The following is a 16,591-nucleotide window of genomic DNA, read 5'->3' as shown; positions in this document are numbered from 1 at the left end:
CGGTTGAACTCACGGGCGGTAAGCATGTTGGGTTGGAGGGGGGAAACAACCAGGTCCGATGCCAGCACCACCATCTCGAGGAGAGCAGAGCGCGCACCCTGGGTGTCGATCAGCACCAGGTCGTAGCCTTCTTTCAGAGCGGGCATCAGGTTCGCCAGGCGTAGCCGGCCATCGGGCGCCTGGAGCAGTAGGTTGTTGAGCTGATTGTTCTGGTCGTTGGAAATCACGACGTCCAGATTGGGGATAATCGTCCTGGAGATGATCCTCGCCGGGTCCGTTATGTTGGCGGCGAGCAGGTCGTAGATGCCGCCCTGGGCAACTTCCGGAAGCTCGTAGTACGAGGATAGGGAGGGCTGGACGGGGTCCAGATCGATGAGGAGGGTTCGTATGCCTGCATCGGCGCAAAATGCACCGAGGTTGGCGGCGGTGGTGGATTTCCCTACACCACCCTTGGTGGATACAACCGAGGTCGCTTTCATTGAGATAGCCTCTAATGGGGTCATTAGAGGCTGCTCAGCTAAATCGGTACGGGGCTTTAAAACCCTTCCTAGAGAGACCTAGGCCAATTGTCTTTTAACCAATTGGTCGTAGGTTCGAATCCTACACGACCCACCATTTCTCTACGGCGTGTTGCATAGATATAGAAAGGGGTGTTACGCCTTTTACTTGTCCAACAGCCGTATGGGCCAAATATGAAGCCCGTATCGATGTGATATCAATATGGAAAAGCCCACCTATCTAGGTGGGCTTTTCTGTTTCTAAGGACCTGAAACCATTCTGCAGGCGTAGCAAACGTGACCTGCTCCCCAACTTCAGTACCACGCTGAACTTAGTAGAGTCCGTTTTCCAAGCAGGAGACGGCAGTGCAGAAGCGTTCTTCTCGACTTCCTCAAGCGGGTCGAGGCCAGTGTACCGACCGAGCTGCACGCCCAACTGGTGGAACTGGCCCAGGAGCATCGACGCTGTGGCTAACGCCGCCTGCACATCCTGCTGTGGCGTGCAGGTCAACCACAAGCGGATTTACCGGCTGTACCGAGCCGCCGGCTTGATGGTGAGGCGGCGGAGGATCGCGGTGGCGCGGTTTCGCGGCTACCCGCAGGCGATCCGCACCGACCAGGGCCCCGAGTTCACCGGCAAGGCGCTTGATCAGTGGGCCTGTCAGCGTGACATCAAGTTGAAGCTGATTCAGCCTGGCCAGCCCACGCAGAGCGCCTTCATCGAGTCATTCAACGGCAAGTTCCGGGGCGAATGCCTCAATGAGCACTGCTCGCTGGTCGAAGCCAGAATCCGTATCGCGGCTTGGCGGGATTACAACGAGCACCGACCACACAGCGCCATTGGCAATCTCTCCCCGGCAGAGTTTGCTGCGAAGTGGCGAACCAACCAGCAGCAGCTGAAGCGGGAAAAGTTGATATCAACCCCATAGCCTACTAACTAGGCAGCGGTACTAAAACTGGGGGCAGGCCAGTCCGAACTGATAAAAAAACGTCCGAAACTGGCAAAACCTTATGGCCGGTTTTCCTAATATTTGCTCCGAACCCTCGGTATTTCAAGGAGCGAACATGCATATCCAATCGTTGGGGGCTACTGCCTCCTCGCTGAATCAGGAGCCTGTCGAAACCCCGTCGCAGGCAGCGCATAAGTCCGCCAGCTTGCGTCAGGAACCTTCAGGGCAAGGTCTCGGGGTTGCCCTAAAGAGCACGCCGGGAATACTTTCCGGGAAGTTGCCGGAAAGCGTTAGTGACGTGCGTTTCAGCAGTCCCCAAGGGCAAGGGGAGTCCCGTACTCTGACTGACTCGGCAGGGCCGCGGCAGATCACTCTGCGCCAGTTTGAGAACGGAGTCACCGAGCTACAGCTCAGTCGGCCACCATTGACCAGTCTGGTCCTAAGCGGCGGTGGTGCCAAAGGTGCGGCATACCCGGGAGCAATGCTGGCGCTAGAAGAGAAAGGCATGCTCGATGGCATCCGCAGCATGTCCGGTTCGTCCGCTGGCGGCATCACCGCCGCCCTTTTGGCCTCAGGTATGAGCCCGGCGGCGTTCAAGACCCTTTCCGACAAGATGGATCTTATTTCGCTGCTCGATAGCTCGAACAAGAAGCTGAAGCTGTTCCAACACATTAGCAGCGAGATCGGCGCATCGCTGAAAAAGGGCTTGGGCAACAAGATCGGCGGCTTCTCTGAGTTGCTGCTCAATGTACTCCCACGCATAGATTCGCGGGCTGAGCCCCTAGAACGCCTATTGCGCGACGAGACACGCAAGGCCGTGCTCGGACAGATCGCTACGCATCCAGAGGTTGCACGCCAGCCGACCGTTGCCGCCATCGCCAGCAGATTGCAGTCCGGCTCCGGAGTCACCTTTGGCGATCTAGATCGGTTGAGTGCTTACATTCCCCAGATTAAGACGCTGAACATCACAGGTACGGCCATGTTCGAGGGGCGTCCGCAATTAGTGGTGTTCAATGCCAGCCACACACCGGATCTGGAGGTCGCCCAGGCGGCACATATCTCCGGTTCCTTCCCAGGAGTGTTCCAGAAGGTCAGCTTGAGTGATCAGCCGTACCAGGCCGGCGTAGAGTGGACAGAATTCCAGGATGGCGGGGTGATGATTAACGTGCCGGTCCCTGAGATGATCGACAAGAATTTTGACAGCGGGCCACTGCGGCGCAACGACAACCTGATCCTTGAGTTCGAGGGCGAAGCTGGGGAGGTAGCGCCCGACCGAGGTACTAGGGGCGGCGCGCTCAAGGGCTGGGTCGTCGGGGTGCCTGCCCTGCAGGCGCGCGAAATGCTGCAGCTCGAGGGCCTGGAGGAATTGCGCGAGCAAACCGTTGTGGTGCCGTTGAAGAGCGAGCGCGGTGATTTCAGTGGCATGCTCGGTGGCACCTTGAACTTCACCATGCCGGACGAGATCAAGGCGCATCTTCAGGAGCGCCTCCAGGAGCGAGTCGGTGAACATCTGGAGAAACGTCTTCAGGCTTCAGAGCGTCATACCTTCGCTTCTCTCGACGAGGCGCTGCTGGCACTTGATGACAGTATGCTCACCAGTGTTGCTCAACAGAACCCGGAGATCACAGACGGGGCGGTGGCTTTTCGCCAGAAGGCGCGGGATGCGTTCACCGAGCTGACTGTCGCTATCGTTAGCGCCAATGGCTTGGCGGGTAGGCTCAAGTTGGACGAGGCTATGCGCTCCGCTCTTCAGCGACTCGATGCGCTGGCAGATACTCCGGAACGCCTAGCATGGTTGGCAGCTGAGTTGAACCATGCTGATAACGTTGATCATCAGCAGTTACTCGATGCCATGCGCGGGCAGACGGTGCAGTCGCCGGTGCTCGCCGCTGCGTTAGCAGAGGCGCAGCGCCGCAAAGTGGCGGTTATTGCCGAGAACATTCGTAAGGAAGTTATCTTCCCCTCTCTGTATCGCCCTGGCCAGCCGGATTCCAACGTAGCTCTGTTACGTCGGGCGGAGGAGCAGCTACGGCATGCCACCAGTCCGGCGGAAATCAATCAAGCGCTGAACGATATCGTCGACAACTACTCGGCACGAGGCTTCCTGCGTTTCGGCAAACCCTTGAGTTCGACTACCGTTGAGATGGCTAAGGCTTGGCGGAATAAGGAGTTCACATGATTGATACATGGCTGGCACAGTGGGGCTTGAGACTTCCCTCGAGCAACGATGCCACGTTGCGGCTGCAACCGGCAGAGGGACCGGAACTGGTTATGGAGCGCCTCGAGGGCGGTTGGCTTTTCGTCGTCGAGTTGGGACTTGTGCCTTCAGGGTTACCGCTGGGTGTGATCTTGCAATTGTTACAAGTGAACTCTCCATTCTCATCCTTGGCACCGGTGAAACTTGCGGCGGACGATGCCGGTAGACTTGTGCTCTGGGCTGAGGCACGTGATGGCGTTGACGATGTGGATGCACTGAACCGCTTGCACGATAGGCTGCGGGAAGGACATTCACGATTAGTGCCATTGCTAGAGCCCACGGGTGAGTTGGTTCCAGCTCAGATACAAACCAGCGCGTTAGTGTTCGTTTGAACGCAAGGGGAAGGAGCGATACTGCCAATAAAATCCGCAGTTGGTAATTTCTCTAATAGATGGGCCACCCGAAGGTGGCCTATCTGTTCATGCTGCAATGAGTTGTCGTGCCAACACCATTTCTACCGAGCCCCATCCTGGTTCAACGAGCCGAGGCCCTCGAGGTGGGCTTTTCTGTTTCTGGAGTCCGGATATCCGATCCACAGCGCGCCAGAACGAGCGGCTGGTTTCGTGCTTTCGCCAGTTATATCGGCACTGGCAACCACAGTCGTGTGCCTGCCAGTCTGCTTCCATGCAGCCTGGTGAACAGGTGCATGGCTATCCGAGGATTTGTCAGTGGGCCTTGACTTTCATAGAGTGAAGCTCCTTTCCTCGCGACTGGATTAGTGACGCGATGCCGACCCCGGTTTTCATAAAAAGAACGGTACTGTTTGGCGACTGTGATCCCGAAGGGATCGTCTATACGCCACGTTTTTCATACTTCGTGCTGGAAGCGGTGCAGGAGGCGCTCGGGGTCTGGCTGGGAGGCCCGGGGCTCAGAACCCTCCTGGGTTTCAGGATTCTTCCCCCGGCGAGAGCGTTCTCCCTGGAATTCCTGCATCCGGTCACCTGGGACGACGAACTCACGCTGCGAGTGGGTGTGTCGAACGTGGGGACGCATTCTTTCTCGTTTTCAGTCGAAGGACGTCTTTCGCCGGACGTGGTGGCGTTCACTGCGAGTCTGACGCAGGTCTGTGTCTCCCCGGATACCCGCGAAGTCATGGAAGTCCCCGCGCAGCTCCGCGCGCTCCTCGCATAGAGACACATTCTGGCTATTCGTCGCGGCGCTGGCTACGGCCGGCAGGACGCTGCGAGCGGCATGCCGCTGACCTGCTCCGTGGCGCTCCGGAGGAGGGCGGCAAGCCGCCTTCCTTCATTTCTACTCGTTGCCGAGCATCGCATCCAGATCGCGCATGGTCTGTTTCTTGGCCTGGACGCCCTGCAGTTCGACGAACATTGCCTGGACGGTCTGCACCATGCGCGCAATGGGCATCTTGCCCAGCGGCAACATCTGGTTGTTGTCGCGGATGGCCGGGGCGCAGACGAAGGCGAACGAGCGTTGCAGCCAATAATCGTATTTCTCCGGGTCGATCCAGCCGTCGACGGTTTTCACGTTGGTGATGACGTTGTCGATGCGGCGCATGGCGCGCGCGTTGTCGAAGCGAACCCTGCGCTCCTTGCACTTGAACTGGACCTCGTAGGCCGTCAGCGTCGGCATCGACCGGTCTTCGAATAGCTGGATGATCTGCGCCGACTGGATACCTTTGGGTTGCTGCAAGATGCCGGTGGCGTTGGCGACGAATACCTCGTTGTTGTAGCGTTCGCCCTTGCCGTAGACGATCCAGTAGTCGCCGGTGCTTTCGGCGACCGCAGTCGTTGCCGTGCAGATGAAGGCGAGCGGCAGCAGCCAGCGCCGAGCATGAAGGAATGGTTTGCCCATGAGTTCGTCCTTGAATGTCTTGTTCCCGACCGCGGAGGGTCATCCAAGGGACGAATCATAGGTGCATCCCAAGGTGAGGGTCGACTAGCACGGATGAGCTATGGACGAAGCGGGGGAAACTCGCTCGGAGCTTGCTCTATCGGCACGTTCGGGATGGTCGGGCGGCTGACGCCTCGGGTGCGCTCCGGCACGCATTCGAGCGAGAACGACGGGCTGGCTTTACTGCTCGGAAGGCACGCTGCACCGCTGTTGGCGGCGTCAAGCTGCCGGCGATGGGGGAGGGCGGCAGGCGCTCATCGGCTGGTCGGTCGATCTGCCGGGTGCGCCTGCTGGACGCCGTTGGGGTCAGGCCGTCTGCCGCGCGATGACTCCATGAGGTCTGCAGCCTAGTCGAAAAGCGCCTCTGGCGTTCCTGCGCGGATTCGCTGCCATAACGTCTGGATCTGCGAGGCCAGTACCCGGTGCTCGGAAAGCGGCGGCAAGGCGTCCACCGGAAAGTACTCGGCCGCCGACGTTTCGTCCGTTTGTTGCTGAAGCCTGCCACCGGTGACGTGGCAGAAGAAGAAAGCTTTCAACGCATGCGGCAGTTGGGGAGGGTGGGGATGCTTGTGCTTGTCCAGCAATGCCAACAGGCGTATCGCTCGGACTTCCAGTCCGCTCTCTTCCTGGGTTTCGCGAACTACCGCATCTGCCGGCGACTCGTTTACGTCGCACCAGCCGCCCGGTAGGGTCCAGCGACCATCCGAGGCCTCGCGGACCAGCAGGACCCGCTGTTGCGAGTCGAGGATCAACGCACGGACGTCCAGTTTCGGGGTCGGGTAGTGGCTGTCCAGGGCGATCCAGTTCTCGACCCGTTCGTACGCTACCCCCTGGTCGCTGGCGATGAATTCGGCGACGGCATGCTGGAGCGCGCGAAAGCGTCCGATGTCGAAGCGGTCCTTGGAAAAGGCGAGACCGGCCTGGGCGGTGGACAGTATCAATTCCAGAAGATGGGCAAGGGCCCTGGGATCGCTGACCGATGGCACCTTTCCTTCCGTTTTTTCGGCCTTCGGGTGGTCCGCGTCGTGCGAGCCGTCCAATGGTTGTGCCATAGATAGAACCCTCGCTGCTCGATGATCTGTAGAGCTGGTTTTCAACCAGGTGTTCCCTGCGTCTTCCTCGTATGCCTGTGCACGCCAATAGTGGTTCATCAAACCCTGGTTGCGACCGTCGCTTTCCAACACATGCGCGTAACCCAGGTTCGCGTGTCGCAGCGATGGCTCCACTGCCAGGTTCGCTTCGAACCGTCAGGCGGTCGCAACTGATGACGCCTCTTCGCACAGACTTACCGTAGGAGTTTCCCTCCCCGAAACGAGCGGTCGGGCCGGCTGCGGTCGGCTGGCAAAGGTAGACTCCGTGCCGGCCATGAGCGTTTCCAGGGCCGTTTGGGGCCGTTCGATGAGGCGCAACAAGCGATGCTCCCCTGTTTGGACGGCAGAGGCGGAGGCAATTCCCTTATGCTGCTTGCGGATAACTGGCCCGGACGGCATATACGGCCTTGTCGTTCTACGGATGCCTGGAGTCCCGCAGGCGGGACAGCGCAATGCGCAGTGACCTTCCTTTAAGCATATCGATGGAGTCTGTATGAAAGCGCTTGGTTCGGAATCGCCGATGGAAAGTCTTTTCGACATTCGTTCGCTGGAGGCCATTACCGGCGGCGAGCCGGCTGCATTGCGGCGGTTGCTGGAAACTTTATTGGCCAGCAGTCGGGATGATCGTACTCGGTTGGCGGAATTGCTTGAACTCGCAGACCTGCAAGGAGTGGCCGAACTTGCGCACAGGATAAAAGGGGCTGCGAGGGTGGTGGGCAGCAGCCTATTGGTCGAGTCTTGTTCCTGCCTTGAAAAGGCTTGCCAGAACCCATCGGAGTCTTCCGAGCGGATAGCCAATCTGGCCTCTTCATTGGAAGGCAAACTAAGTGCGTTCGAAATCAGTATCTCAACCGAATTGGCAAGGCTCTAGAGATCGGGACGGATAGAACTTTCAGAAGCTGTTCAGGTCTCTCCATAACCTGAATCGCCTCTATTCTCCAGCATGGATTTCTCGAACCCATAAGCTCCGCGTTTGCTGCTGGGGCAATGGGGTAATTGGGTACTTGCTGGGTTTGCTTTGATTTGTCTTGGTTTTTCATTCTTCCATATAAGAGGCGCTATCGAAGCTGATGGCGCTTCTTTCGGATCGTTCATTGTCTTTGGCTGTTGGTGGCAGCGAGCTTGTGGTGTCGGAGGGTTTTTAACTACGAGGTTTTTGGCGCTTGTAGGAAACTTCATACAAGCACTGGGGAAGTTTCACACGATTGCCTGGGAAGTGCTTCGTTGTCGTTCTATTCGGCTTTTCGGAGAATGTTGCTGGCTCTTATAGAGTTCAAAAATCGCAACACTTTCACTGTCAAAAGGAAGCTCAATCGTGTCCATTTCCATGAAAAGCATTCTGGCTGCCGCAGTAGCCAGCCTGGTCGTCGGCAATGCCATGGCGGCAGACGGCACCATCAATTTCAAAGGTGAAATCACCGCGGCCGCTTGCAGCATCACTGGAGGTGCTGGCACCACCGTTGGCGGTGCAGCGGGCAACCAGACCATCGACGTAAACCTCGGCAAGATCAGCATCGACTCGCTGAGCGGCACCGCGGGCGGCAGCATCGCTGGTGGTACCAGCCTGAATCTGAACCTGGACTGTGGCAAGACCGGTACCGGTCTGACCACCGTGAAGCTGAAGTTCGACCCGATGTCCGGTACCGGCATCGATTCGCACAACGAAAGCCTGCTGAAGCTTGGTAAAGACTCCACTGCCACTGGCGTCGGTATTGGCATCTATGGTTCCGATGGCAAGCTGCTGAACCTGTCGGCGAACGAGACCATTGATGCACCCTTGAATTCCAGGGTTGAAAAAGATGGCGAAGGCCAAGACATCACCCTTTACAGCGCCAATCTGAATCTGCGGGCTGCTTACGTAAAGTCTGGCGCTGCGGCCGCTACGGCAGGTGTTGCCAACGGCTCCCTGCCCTTCACCCTGGAATACAACTAAGTTCTGCTACATGGGCGGGGTATGTATATACCCCGCTCCATGAGGTGTGAGTTCGTCATGAAATATCCATTTTCTTCCAGAGTTATCTGGGGTGGCATCCTTTTGCTTTTTTCCACCCTTGCCAATGCGGGAATCACACTGGGAGGAACCCGGGTCGTTCTGCAGGCGCCTGCCAAGGAGGCTGCAATCCTGGTCAGGAACCAGGCTTCCAAGGACGTGATGATTCAATCCTGGGTAGAGGCTGATAATGGGGCAGATAATCGCGAGGTCCCGTTTGCCATCACGCCTGCCCTAAGTCGTTTGGGAGGCAACAAGCAGCAAACCCTGCGTATCCTGTTTCAAGGGGAAGGCTTGCCGAGCGACAGGGAATCCGTATTCCGCCTGAACGTCCAGGAAATTCCGCAAAAATCTGCGTCGGCTAATACGTTGCAGATAGCTTTGCGCCAGCGTATCAAGGTCTTCTACCGCCCCGATAACTTGTCGGGAACTTCCGCCGAAGCGCCTGGAAAGTTGATCTGGCGTCTTGTTCGGCAGGGTGGCAAGTCGGTTGTCGAAGTTTCCAACGATACTGCGTTTCATGTCTCTTTCGCCAACGTGAAATTAAAAGCTGGCAATGCCTCCTATGTCGTTGATGCCGACATGGTCGCGCCGAAGTCGAGTCGCCGATTCGAAATCAAGGGAACTCCCCCCGGCGTTTCTGGAAATATCGAGTTCCAGAGCGTAAATGACTATGGCGGCCTCGATAAACATTCCAGCTCCTTATCCGACTGAAGCTCAGAAGAGCAGAAGGGCAGAAGAGCTGCTCTTAACTTCCCCTATGGATGGGTTTTTCCGGTTTGTCGGAAATTAGTCCAAGGAATATTCGCGTGGCCATATTTAGGAAAAGGTTCGACCTCAAGGTGTCCGTCTATTCCAGGTCTTCCTGTCTCGTGGCCTTGGGATTGGCTTTGCCTGCCGTAACTTCCGCGGTGGAATTCAACGCCGAGTTCCTGAACAACGAGGGCGGGGCGCCCGTTGAACTGAAGTATTTCGAGAACGGCAACTCGGTGTCGCCCGGCACTTACAGCGTCGACATTCATTTGAACCAGATCATGATCCGACGCGAAGATGTCGTGTTCAGTGCCGATCCCGACACCGGAAGCGTTCGCCCGATCATTCGGATGGGCCTGCTCAAGGAGATTGGGGTCGATATCGCCCGGCTGACTCGGGACAAGCTCATTCCGGCCAACCTGGAAAACAATACGCCCCTGAATGTCGCCGAACTCATCCCCGGTGCATCCGTAGAGTTCGACGTCAACAGCCTTTCCCTGCTGGTCAGCATTCCACAGCTGTATGTACAGCGGCACTCGCGTGGCTATGTGGATCCCTCTCTTTGGGATGACGGCGTCACCGCGTTGTTTTCCAACTACCAGGCCAACTTCACGCGCAACACCAATTTTGGCCAGAACAGCGATTACCGCTACCTGGGTCTGCGCAACGGCTTCAACCTGTTTGGCTGGCGCCTGCGCAACGACTCTTCCCTGAGCGGAGGTACCGGCATGCGCAACAAGTTCAGTAGCAACCGTACCTATGTGGAACGTGACATTCGTGCCCTGAAGGGGACCTTGTCCCTCGGTGAGTTGTATACCTCCGCTCAGGGGGATGCTTTCGAGAGCGTGCGTATGCGCGGCGTGCAACTGCAATCCGATATCGGCATGCTGCCCGACAACGAGATCAGCTATACCCCGGTGGTGCGCGGTATCGCTGAAACCAATGCGACGGTCGAGGTGAGTCAGAATGGCTTCGTGATCTATTCCACCAACGTACCGCCCGGTGCGTTCGAGATCACCGACATCTATCCCAGCGGCTCCAATGGCGACCTGGAGGTCAAGATCATCGAGGCGGACGGACGCCAGCGGTCCTTCAAGCAGTCCTATTCCTACCTGCCGGTCATGACCCGCAAGGGGAACCTGCGCTATGGCCTGGCCGCCGGTGAATACCATAATGACGGCCAGCCGTCGGTCAACCTGCTCCAGGGATCGGCTGTGTATGGCTTGTCCGACAGGGTTACCGGCTTTGGCGGCCTGCTGGCTGCGGAGAAGTACAATGCCACCAACCTGGGCCTCGGCTTCAACACGCCCCTGGGCGGTCTTTCTGCGGACGTGACCCATAGCCAGTCCCGCACGCGACGGGGTGGGCGCAACCAGGGGCAGAGTCTGCGGCTTCTCTATTCCAAGACCATCAACGCCACCGAAACCAGCTTTACCGTGGTGGGCTATCGCTATTCCACGGAAGGCTACCGTACTCTCAGCCAGCATATCGACGACATGTCCGACGAGAGCTACCTCTATGGCTCAAGTTCCAGTCGGCAGAAGAGCCGCATAGACCTGACGGTGAACCAGACGCTGTTCCGACGCAGTTCGCTCTATCTCACGGCGGGCGAAACCACATATTGGAATCGCCCCGGCAGCAGCCGTCGCGTGCAGTTCGGCTTCAGCAGCGGCATCAAGCGCGCGAGCTACAGCCTGGCGGTTTCCCGTACCCAGGAGACGGGGTCGTTCGGGCGCTCCGATACCCAGTTCACGGCCTCCGTCAGCATCCCCTTGGGCGGTAGCGCACGCTCCAGTCAGGTATATGCCAATGCCGTGAGTTCACAGCATGGTGATTCGAGTCTGAACACCGGTATCTCCGGATACCTGGATGAAGCCAATGCGTTCAACTACAGCGCACAGGCCAACTACAGCAAGGACGGCGGCAACTCCGGCAGCGTCGGCCTGGGTTGGGACACGTCCAAGGCCAAGTTGTCCGCCAATTACAGCCAGGGGCGTGACAACAAGCAGATCAACCTGGGAGCAAGCGGTTCGGTAGTGGTGCATCCGGGGGGAGTGACCTTCGGCCAGCCGGTGGGGGAAACGTTCGGCCTGGTGGAGGTTCCGGAGGTTGGCGGCGTCGGCCTCGACGGCTACTCTTCGGTTCGCACCGACGGCCGTGGCTATGCCGTGCTCCCCTACATGCAACCCTATCGTTACAACTGGGTGAACCTGGATACCAATACCCTTGGAAGCGATACCGAGATCAGCGACAGCACGCAAATGGCCGTGCCGACCCGGGGCGCCGTGGTTGCCAAGCGTTTCTCCGCGGAGTCCGGTCGGCGGGTGCAGTTCGTCCTGAGCATGGAGTCTGGAGGAAAGATTCCCTTCGGTGCACAGGCATACGACAAGGAAGAGCGGGTCGTGGGAATGGTCGACAACCTGTCCCGTTTGCTGGTGTTCGGTATCGAGGACCAGGGGCGCCTGTCCATTCGCTGGAGCGATGGCTCCTGTTCCGTCGACTATCAGTTGCCGCCCAGGAACAAGGACCTGACGTACGAACGAGTTGCGCTCAGTTGCCGTCGGTCCTCGATCTGAAATGTCCCCGCTGCAGTCGGGTCAAGTCAAAAGGCGAGGATTTTTCCGGTGAACACCGGGCGCGAGGGCAAGCGGCAGCTCACTCGTCCTCGATCATGCTCAACAGGTCTGGTGTCCTGCCTCGGGTTTCCAAACGCAGCAACCACTGCTTGGCGGCCAACCCACCGGCGAAACCGGTGAGGCCGCCAGAGGCTCCGATCACCCTATGGCAAGGTGCAACAATGGACAGTGGGTTCCGTCCGTTGGCGGCTCCAACCGCCCGTACTGCGTTGGGGCTGCCGATCTGCACGGCTATTTCCGTATAGCTGCGGGTCTCGCCGAATGGAATGGTGAGCAGGGCGGACCAGACCTTTTTCTGAAATTCGGTACCTTGGAAGTCGAGCGGGAGTTCGAACCGGGAACGTTTGCCGGAAAAATATTCCCGCAACTGGCGTTCGGTTTCCGCCAGGAGGGAGCTGTCCTCGGAGAGCCGCATCTCGTCCAGCGGTACTCGGTTGGGACGCTCATGCTGCCAAAGAATCGCGACCAGAAAGGCATCGTCCCTGGCTACCAGGGTCAGTGTCCCGACCGGCGATTCCATTTTCCTGTAGCTATGGGGCATGTAGGTGTCCTCTTCGGCAGGCTCGCCCAATGTACTACGCAATGGGATTTCAACAGGGAAGCCTGCAAATGGCAGGCGAGGCGGGGCGGAGCGCTATCGGCCCGATGGATGGCCGCCTGCTTCCAGGCATGCCGTCGCCCCCTTGGAGCCCAGGCCGAGCGCCTCGAACTGTGAGATCTGGGAGGCGATTTGCCGAGCAAAGTGGGTTGTCATTGGTTTGCCATCTCATGGGTTCGGACGAGGCCTCGAGCAAGGGTTGTAACGGTTTTTGTCTGGCCAATGGGCTCTTGCGTAAAAAGGCTGCCGCCCTTCTTGCTTGGTTGCCGTTCTCGGATCCCGCGCAGCCCGGTGGGTGTGCCAAATTTCTCGCGGTTTGGATCGCGCCGATTGCCGCGGCCTACGAAGCCCGTGGTTCTTCTCCCCGAAACTTTTTCGTTCGGACTCCGAATATCGCGCTTCGCCCAGCGCCGCTAGTTTCCCGTTCCTGACAAAGCAAGCGCTCTGGCTCAGGTATCTCCTGATCCGGATGCATATCGCTGAAGAGGGAACGTTCTGTCATGTCCACATTGGCCAACCTGACCGAGGTTCTGTTCCGCCTCGATTTCGATCCCGATACCGCCGTTTATCACTATCGGGGCCAGACTCTCAGCCGGCTGCAATGCCGGACCTACATTCTCTCCCAGGCCAGCCAACTGGCCCGCCTGCTCAAGCCCGGCGATCGCGTGGTGCTGGCGTTGAACGACTCGCCTTCGCTGGCCTGCCTGTTCCTGGCCTGCATCGCGGTCGGCGCCATTCCCGCCGTGATCAACCCCAAGTCCCGCGAGCAGGCCCTGGCCGATATCGCTGCCGACTGCCAGGCCAGCCTGGTGGTGCGTGAAGCCGATGCACCGTCGCTGAGCGGTCCTTTGGCGCCGTTGACCCTGCGTGCGGCCGCCGGTCGCCCTTTGCTCGACGATTTCTCGCTGGACGCGCTGGTCGGTCCTGCGGACCTCGATTGGAGTGCCTTCCATCGCCAGGACCCGGCGGCAGCCTGTTTCCTGCAATACACCTCGGGTTCCACCGGGGCGCCCAAGGGGGTGATGCACAGCCTGCGCAACACGCTCGGATTCTGTCGGGCGTTCGCTACGGAGCTGCTGGCATTGCAGGCGGGGGACCGGCTGTATTCGATTCCCAAGATGTTCTTCGGCTATGGCATGGGCAACAGCCTGTTCTTTCCCTGGTTCAGCGGAGCCTCGGCGCTGCTCGACGATACCTGGCCGAGCCCGGAGCGGGTCCTGGAGAACCTGGTCGCCTTCCGCCCCTGGGTCCTGTTTGGGGTGCCAGCCATCTATGCCTCGCTGCGTGCGCAGGCCAGGGAGCTGTTGAGCAGCGTGCGCCTGGCGTTTTCCGCCGGCTCGCCGCTGCCGCGCGGCGAGTTCGAATTCTGGGCCGCGCACGGGCTGGAGATCTGCGACGGCATCGGGGCTACCGAGGTCGGCCATGTGTTCCTCGCCAACCGCCCGGGGCAGGCGCGTGCCGACAGCACCGGGCTGCCGTTGCCTGGCTATGAGTGCCGGCTGGTGGACCGCGAAGGACACACTATCGAGGAAGCGGGCCAGCAAGGCGTGCTGTTGGTGCGTGGCCCTGGGCTGAGTCCGGGTTACTGGCGGGCCAGCGAAGAGCAGCAGGCGCGCTTCGCAGGTGGCTGGTATCGCACCGGCGACCTGTTCGAGCGCGACGAGTCGGGTGCCTACCGCCACTGTGGGCGGGAAGACGATCTGTTCAAGGTGAATGGCCGCTGGGTGGTGCCGACCCAGGTCGAGCAGGCGATCTGCCGTCATCTGCCGGAAGTGAGCGAGGCGGTTCTGGTTCCTACCTGCCGGCTGCACGACGGCTTGCGTCCGACCCTGTTCGTCACCCTGGCCACTCCGCTGGACGACAACCAGATCCTGCTGGCGCAGCGTATCGACCAGCATCTCGCCGAACAGATTCCCTCGCACATGCTGCCTAGCCAATTGCATGTGCTGCCGGCCTTGCCGCGCAACGACAACGGAAAGTTGGCGCGCGCCGAGCTGCGCCACCTGGCCGACACCCTTTATCACGACAACCTTCCGGAGGAACGGGCATGTTGATTCAGGCTGTGGGGGTGAACCTGCCCCCATCCTATGTGTGTCTGGAGGGGCCGCTGGGAGGCGAACGCCCTCGCGCCCAGGGCGACGAGATGCTGATGCAGCGCTTGCTGCCGGCGGTTCGCGAAGCCCTGGACGAGGCGGCGGTCAAGCCCGAGGAGATCGACCTGATCGTCGGCCTCGCCCTGTCTCCCGACCATCTGATCGAGAACCGCGACATCATGGCGCCGAAGATCGGCCATCCGTTGCAGAAGGTCCTCGGCGCGAATCGCGCGCATGTCTTCGACCTCACCGACTCGAGCCTGGCTCGCGCCCTCTACGTGGTCGATACCCTCGCCAGCGACCAGGGCTATCGCAACGTCCTGGTCGTGCGCGGCGAATCCAGCCAGGGATTGGAAGTGGACAGCGAGTCCGGCTTCGCCCTTGCCGACGGCGCCCTGGCGCTGCTCTGCCGGCCGACCGGCAAGGCCGCGTTCCGTCGCGGTGCGCTGGGCGGTGATCCGGCGCAGGAATGGCTGCCGCTGAGCATTCCGCTGAATACCGATATTCGCCAGGTAGGCGACGTCAAGGGGCACCTCAACCTGCCGGCCCAACCTGGATTGCCCGAAGCGGTACGCGCCGGATTCACCCGTCTGGCCGGGGACTTCCCGCAACTGAACTGGGTGCGCGAGGAATGGTTCGGCCAGGGACGGCCCGATGGTCGTTGCCTGGGGCCGTTCGAGCTGGCGTCGCAACTGCGCGCGGCACAGCGCGACCGTCTGGATGAACTGCTGCTCATCAGCTTCGATCCGTTCGGCATGGTGGTGGAGGGCGTGACCCTGGAACTGGCGGGAGAAGCTCATGCATAAGGTCAAACTGGCAGCGATCACCTGTGAACTTCCGGCTCGCAGCTACGAAAACGACGATCCGGTGTTCGCTGCGGTACCGGACCTCAGCGAGTCCTGGTGGCAATTCTGGGGCGTCAATCGGCGGGGCTATTTCGACCCGCGGAACGGTGAGAACGAGTTCAGCCTGGTGGTCCGGGCCGCCGAGCGCCTGCTGCGCAGCAGCGATACCGCGCCGGATAGCGTGGACATGCTGATCTGTTCGGCTTCCTCGCCGATCATGACCGACGCCGGCGATGTCCTGCCGGACCTGCGCGGGCGTCTCTATCCGCGCATGGCCAACGTGCTGTCCAAGCAGCTCGGCCTGAGCCGGGCGCTGCCATTGGATTCGCAGATGGAGTGCGCCAGCTTCCTGCTCAACCTGCGCCTGGCAGCGAGCATGATCCGCCAGGGCAAGGCCGAGAAAGTGCTGGTGGTGTGCAGCGAGTACATCTCCAACCTGCTCGACTTCACCTCGCGTACCTCGACCCTGTTCGCCGATGGCTGCGCGGTGGCCCTGCTGACCCGCGGCGACGACGACAGCTGCGATCTGCTGGCTTCGGCCGAACACAGCGACGCCACGTTCTATGAAGTGGCCACCGGTCGCTGGCGCCTGCCGGAAAACCCGACCGGCGAGGCCAAGCCGCGGCTGTATTTCTCGTTGTTCAGCGACGGCCAGAACAAGATGGCCAGCTTCGTCCCGACCAACGTGCCGATCGCGATGCGCCGGGCGTTGGAAAAGGCCGGCCTGGGCAGCGATGACATCGATTATTTCGTCTTCCACCAGCCAGCGCCGTTCCTGGTCAAAGCCTGGGCCGAGGGCATCGGTGCCCGTCCGGAGCAGTACCAGCTGACGATGGGCGATACCGGCGTGATGATCTCCGTTTCCATCCCGTACACCCTGATGACCGGCCTGCGCGAGGGCAAGATCCGCCCCGGCGATCGTATCGTCATGGCCGGCGCAGCCACCGGCTGGGGTTTCGCCGCCCAGGTCTGGCAATTGGGCGAGGTGCTGGTGTGCTGAGGCATAGCCATGTTGAACCACGGTGTCCGA

Annotated in this window: 14 protein-coding genes and 1 pseudogene; 11 read left to right on the top strand and 4 right to left on the bottom strand. The window is 59.9% G+C overall.

All coding sequences use genetic code 11. The features are described 5' to 3' along the window. A partial coding sequence (locus tag HMPREF2924_RS20095; RefSeq protein WP_141765551.1) for a ParA family protein occupies window positions 1–479 on the bottom strand: 479 nt, incomplete at its 3' end. 370 nt (window positions 480–849) lie between these two features. On the opposite strand from HMPREF2924_RS20095, the pseudogene HMPREF2924_RS20080 reads away from it, so the two are divergent. The 4 genes and pseudogenes from HMPREF2924_RS20080 to HMPREF2924_RS20065 form a co-directional block, all read left to right on the top strand. Then, window positions 850–1,426, top strand: a pseudogene (locus HMPREF2924_RS20080) (integrase core domain-containing protein); the annotation flags it as partial. A gap of 136 nt (window positions 1,427–1,562) precedes the next feature. Next, complete coding sequence (gene exoU, locus HMPREF2924_RS20075; protein WP_003134060.1) at window positions 1,563–3,626, top strand: type III secretion system effector cytotoxin ExoU; 2,064 nt, start codon at window positions 1,563–1,565, stop codon at window positions 3,624–3,626. After that, window positions 3,623–4,036 (top strand): CesT family type III secretion system chaperone SpcU, encoded by a 414-nt coding sequence (gene spcU / locus HMPREF2924_RS20070; protein ID WP_003134054.1) that lies wholly within the window; start codon window positions 3,623–3,625, stop codon window positions 4,034–4,036. The genes exoU and spcU overlap by 4 nt, the downstream gene beginning before the upstream one ends. A 394-nt stretch (window positions 4,037–4,430) precedes the next feature. After that, window positions 4,431–4,835, top strand: coding sequence for an acyl-CoA thioesterase (locus HMPREF2924_RS20065; protein WP_003108604.1), 405 nt, complete (start codon window positions 4,431–4,433; stop codon window positions 4,833–4,835). 120 nt (window positions 4,836–4,955) lie between these two features. Here the strand turns inward: HMPREF2924_RS20065 and HMPREF2924_RS20060 are convergent, their stop codons facing one another. Then, complete coding sequence (locus HMPREF2924_RS20060; protein WP_003108605.1) at window positions 4,956–5,516, bottom strand: hypothetical protein; 561 nt, start codon at window positions 5,514–5,516, stop codon at window positions 4,956–4,958. A gap of 386 nt (window positions 5,517–5,902) precedes the next feature. Next, on the bottom strand, window positions 5,903–6,541 hold the full coding sequence (locus HMPREF2924_RS20055) for an NUDIX hydrolase (protein WP_003086228.1): 639 nt from the start codon (window positions 6,539–6,541) through the stop codon (window positions 5,903–5,905). Window positions 6,542–7,139: 598 nt separating this feature from the next. On the opposite strand from HMPREF2924_RS20055, the gene HMPREF2924_RS20050 reads away from it, so the two are divergent. The 4 genes from HMPREF2924_RS20050 (at window position 7,140) to HMPREF2924_RS20035 (ending at window position 11,965) form a co-directional block, all read left to right on the top strand. Next, window positions 7,140–7,517, top strand: coding sequence for an Hpt domain-containing protein (locus HMPREF2924_RS20050; RefSeq protein ID WP_003134050.1), 378 nt, complete (start codon window positions 7,140–7,142; stop codon window positions 7,515–7,517). Window positions 7,518–7,961: 444 nt separating this feature from the next. After that, window positions 7,962–8,579, top strand: coding sequence for a fimbrial protein (locus tag HMPREF2924_RS20045; RefSeq protein ID WP_003086231.1), 618 nt, complete (start codon window positions 7,962–7,964; stop codon window positions 8,577–8,579). A 57-nt stretch (window positions 8,580–8,636) separates the two neighbouring features. Beyond that, the gene (locus HMPREF2924_RS20040) at window positions 8,637–9,350 is read left to right on the top strand and encodes a fimbrial biogenesis chaperone (RefSeq protein ID WP_003134048.1); all 714 of its coding nucleotides are present in this window, start codon (window positions 8,637–8,639) and stop codon (window positions 9,348–9,350) included. Between the two features lie 95 nt (window positions 9,351–9,445). Then, entirely contained in the window at window positions 9,446–11,965 is a 2,520-nt protein-coding gene (locus tag HMPREF2924_RS20035) for a fimbria/pilus outer membrane usher protein (RefSeq protein WP_003134047.1), read from the top strand. Window positions 11,966–12,044: 79 nt separating this feature from the next. Here the strand turns inward: HMPREF2924_RS20035 and HMPREF2924_RS20030 are convergent, their stop codons facing one another. After that, on the bottom strand, window positions 12,045–12,566 hold the full coding sequence (locus HMPREF2924_RS20030; RefSeq protein WP_003086236.1) for a methylated-DNA--[protein]-cysteine S-methyltransferase: 522 nt from the start codon (window positions 12,564–12,566) through the stop codon (window positions 12,045–12,047). A 557-nt stretch (window positions 12,567–13,123) separates the two neighbouring features. Between HMPREF2924_RS20030 and pqsA the strand changes: the two genes are divergently transcribed. Genes pqsA through pqsC form a run of 3 tightly spaced genes read left to right on the top strand, consistent with a single transcriptional unit; the run spans window position 13,124 to window position 16,561 of the window. Then, complete coding sequence (gene pqsA / locus HMPREF2924_RS20025; protein WP_003134046.1) at window positions 13,124–14,677, top strand: anthranilate--CoA ligase; 1,554 nt, start codon at window positions 13,124–13,126, stop codon at window positions 14,675–14,677. Continuing rightward, on the top strand, window positions 14,671–15,522 hold the full coding sequence (gene pqsB / locus HMPREF2924_RS20020; protein WP_003108611.1) for a 2-heptyl-4(1H)-quinolone synthase subunit PqsB: 852 nt from the start codon (window positions 14,671–14,673) through the stop codon (window positions 15,520–15,522). Before pqsA ends, pqsB begins: the two co-directional genes overlap by 7 nt. Beyond that, entirely contained in the window at window positions 15,515–16,561 is a 1,047-nt protein-coding gene (gene pqsC / locus HMPREF2924_RS20015; protein WP_003108612.1) for a 2-heptyl-4(1H)-quinolone synthase subunit PqsC, read from the top strand. The genes pqsB and pqsC overlap by 8 nt, the downstream gene beginning before the upstream one ends. The last annotated feature ends 30 nt before the right edge of the window (window positions 16,562–16,591 follow it).

Source organism: Pseudomonas sp. HMSC063H08, assembly GCF_001813645.1.
Lineage (GTDB): Bacteria > Pseudomonadota > Gammaproteobacteria > Pseudomonadales > Pseudomonadaceae > Pseudomonas > Pseudomonas aeruginosa.
This window is presented reverse-complemented; position numbering and strand designations above follow the sequence as displayed.

What these genes read in the sequence shown, in the direction of transcription:
- HMPREF2924_RS20065 (WP_003108604.1), top strand. Translation starts at nt 4,431, where the DNA reads ATGCCGACCCCGGTTTTCATAAAAAGAACGGTACTGTTTGGCGACTGT.
- HMPREF2924_RS20060 (WP_003108605.1), bottom strand. Translation starts at nt 5,516, where the DNA reads ATGGGCAAACCATTCCTTCATGCTCGGCGCTGGCTGCTGCCGCTCGCC.
- spcU (WP_003134054.1), top strand. Translation starts at nt 3,623, where the DNA reads ATGATTGATACATGGCTGGCACAGTGGGGCTTGAGACTTCCCTCGAGC.
- HMPREF2924_RS20050 (WP_003134050.1), top strand. Translation starts at nt 7,140, where the DNA reads ATGAAAGCGCTTGGTTCGGAATCGCCGATGGAAAGTCTTTTCGACATT.
- exoU (WP_003134060.1), top strand. Translation starts at nt 1,563, where the DNA reads ATGCATATCCAATCGTTGGGGGCTACTGCCTCCTCGCTGAATCAGGAG.
- HMPREF2924_RS20030 (WP_003086236.1), bottom strand. Translation starts at nt 12,566, where the DNA reads ATGCCCCATAGCTACAGGAAAATGGAATCGCCGGTCGGGACACTGACC.
- pqsC (WP_003108612.1), top strand. Translation starts at nt 15,515, where the DNA reads ATGCATAAGGTCAAACTGGCAGCGATCACCTGTGAACTTCCGGCTCGC.
- pqsA (WP_003134046.1), top strand. Translation starts at nt 13,124, where the DNA reads ATGTCCACATTGGCCAACCTGACCGAGGTTCTGTTCCGCCTCGATTTC.
- pqsB (WP_003108611.1), top strand. Translation starts at nt 14,671, where the DNA reads ATGTTGATTCAGGCTGTGGGGGTGAACCTGCCCCCATCCTATGTGTGT.
- HMPREF2924_RS20040 (WP_003134048.1), top strand. Translation starts at nt 8,637, where the DNA reads ATGAAATATCCATTTTCTTCCAGAGTTATCTGGGGTGGCATCCTTTTG.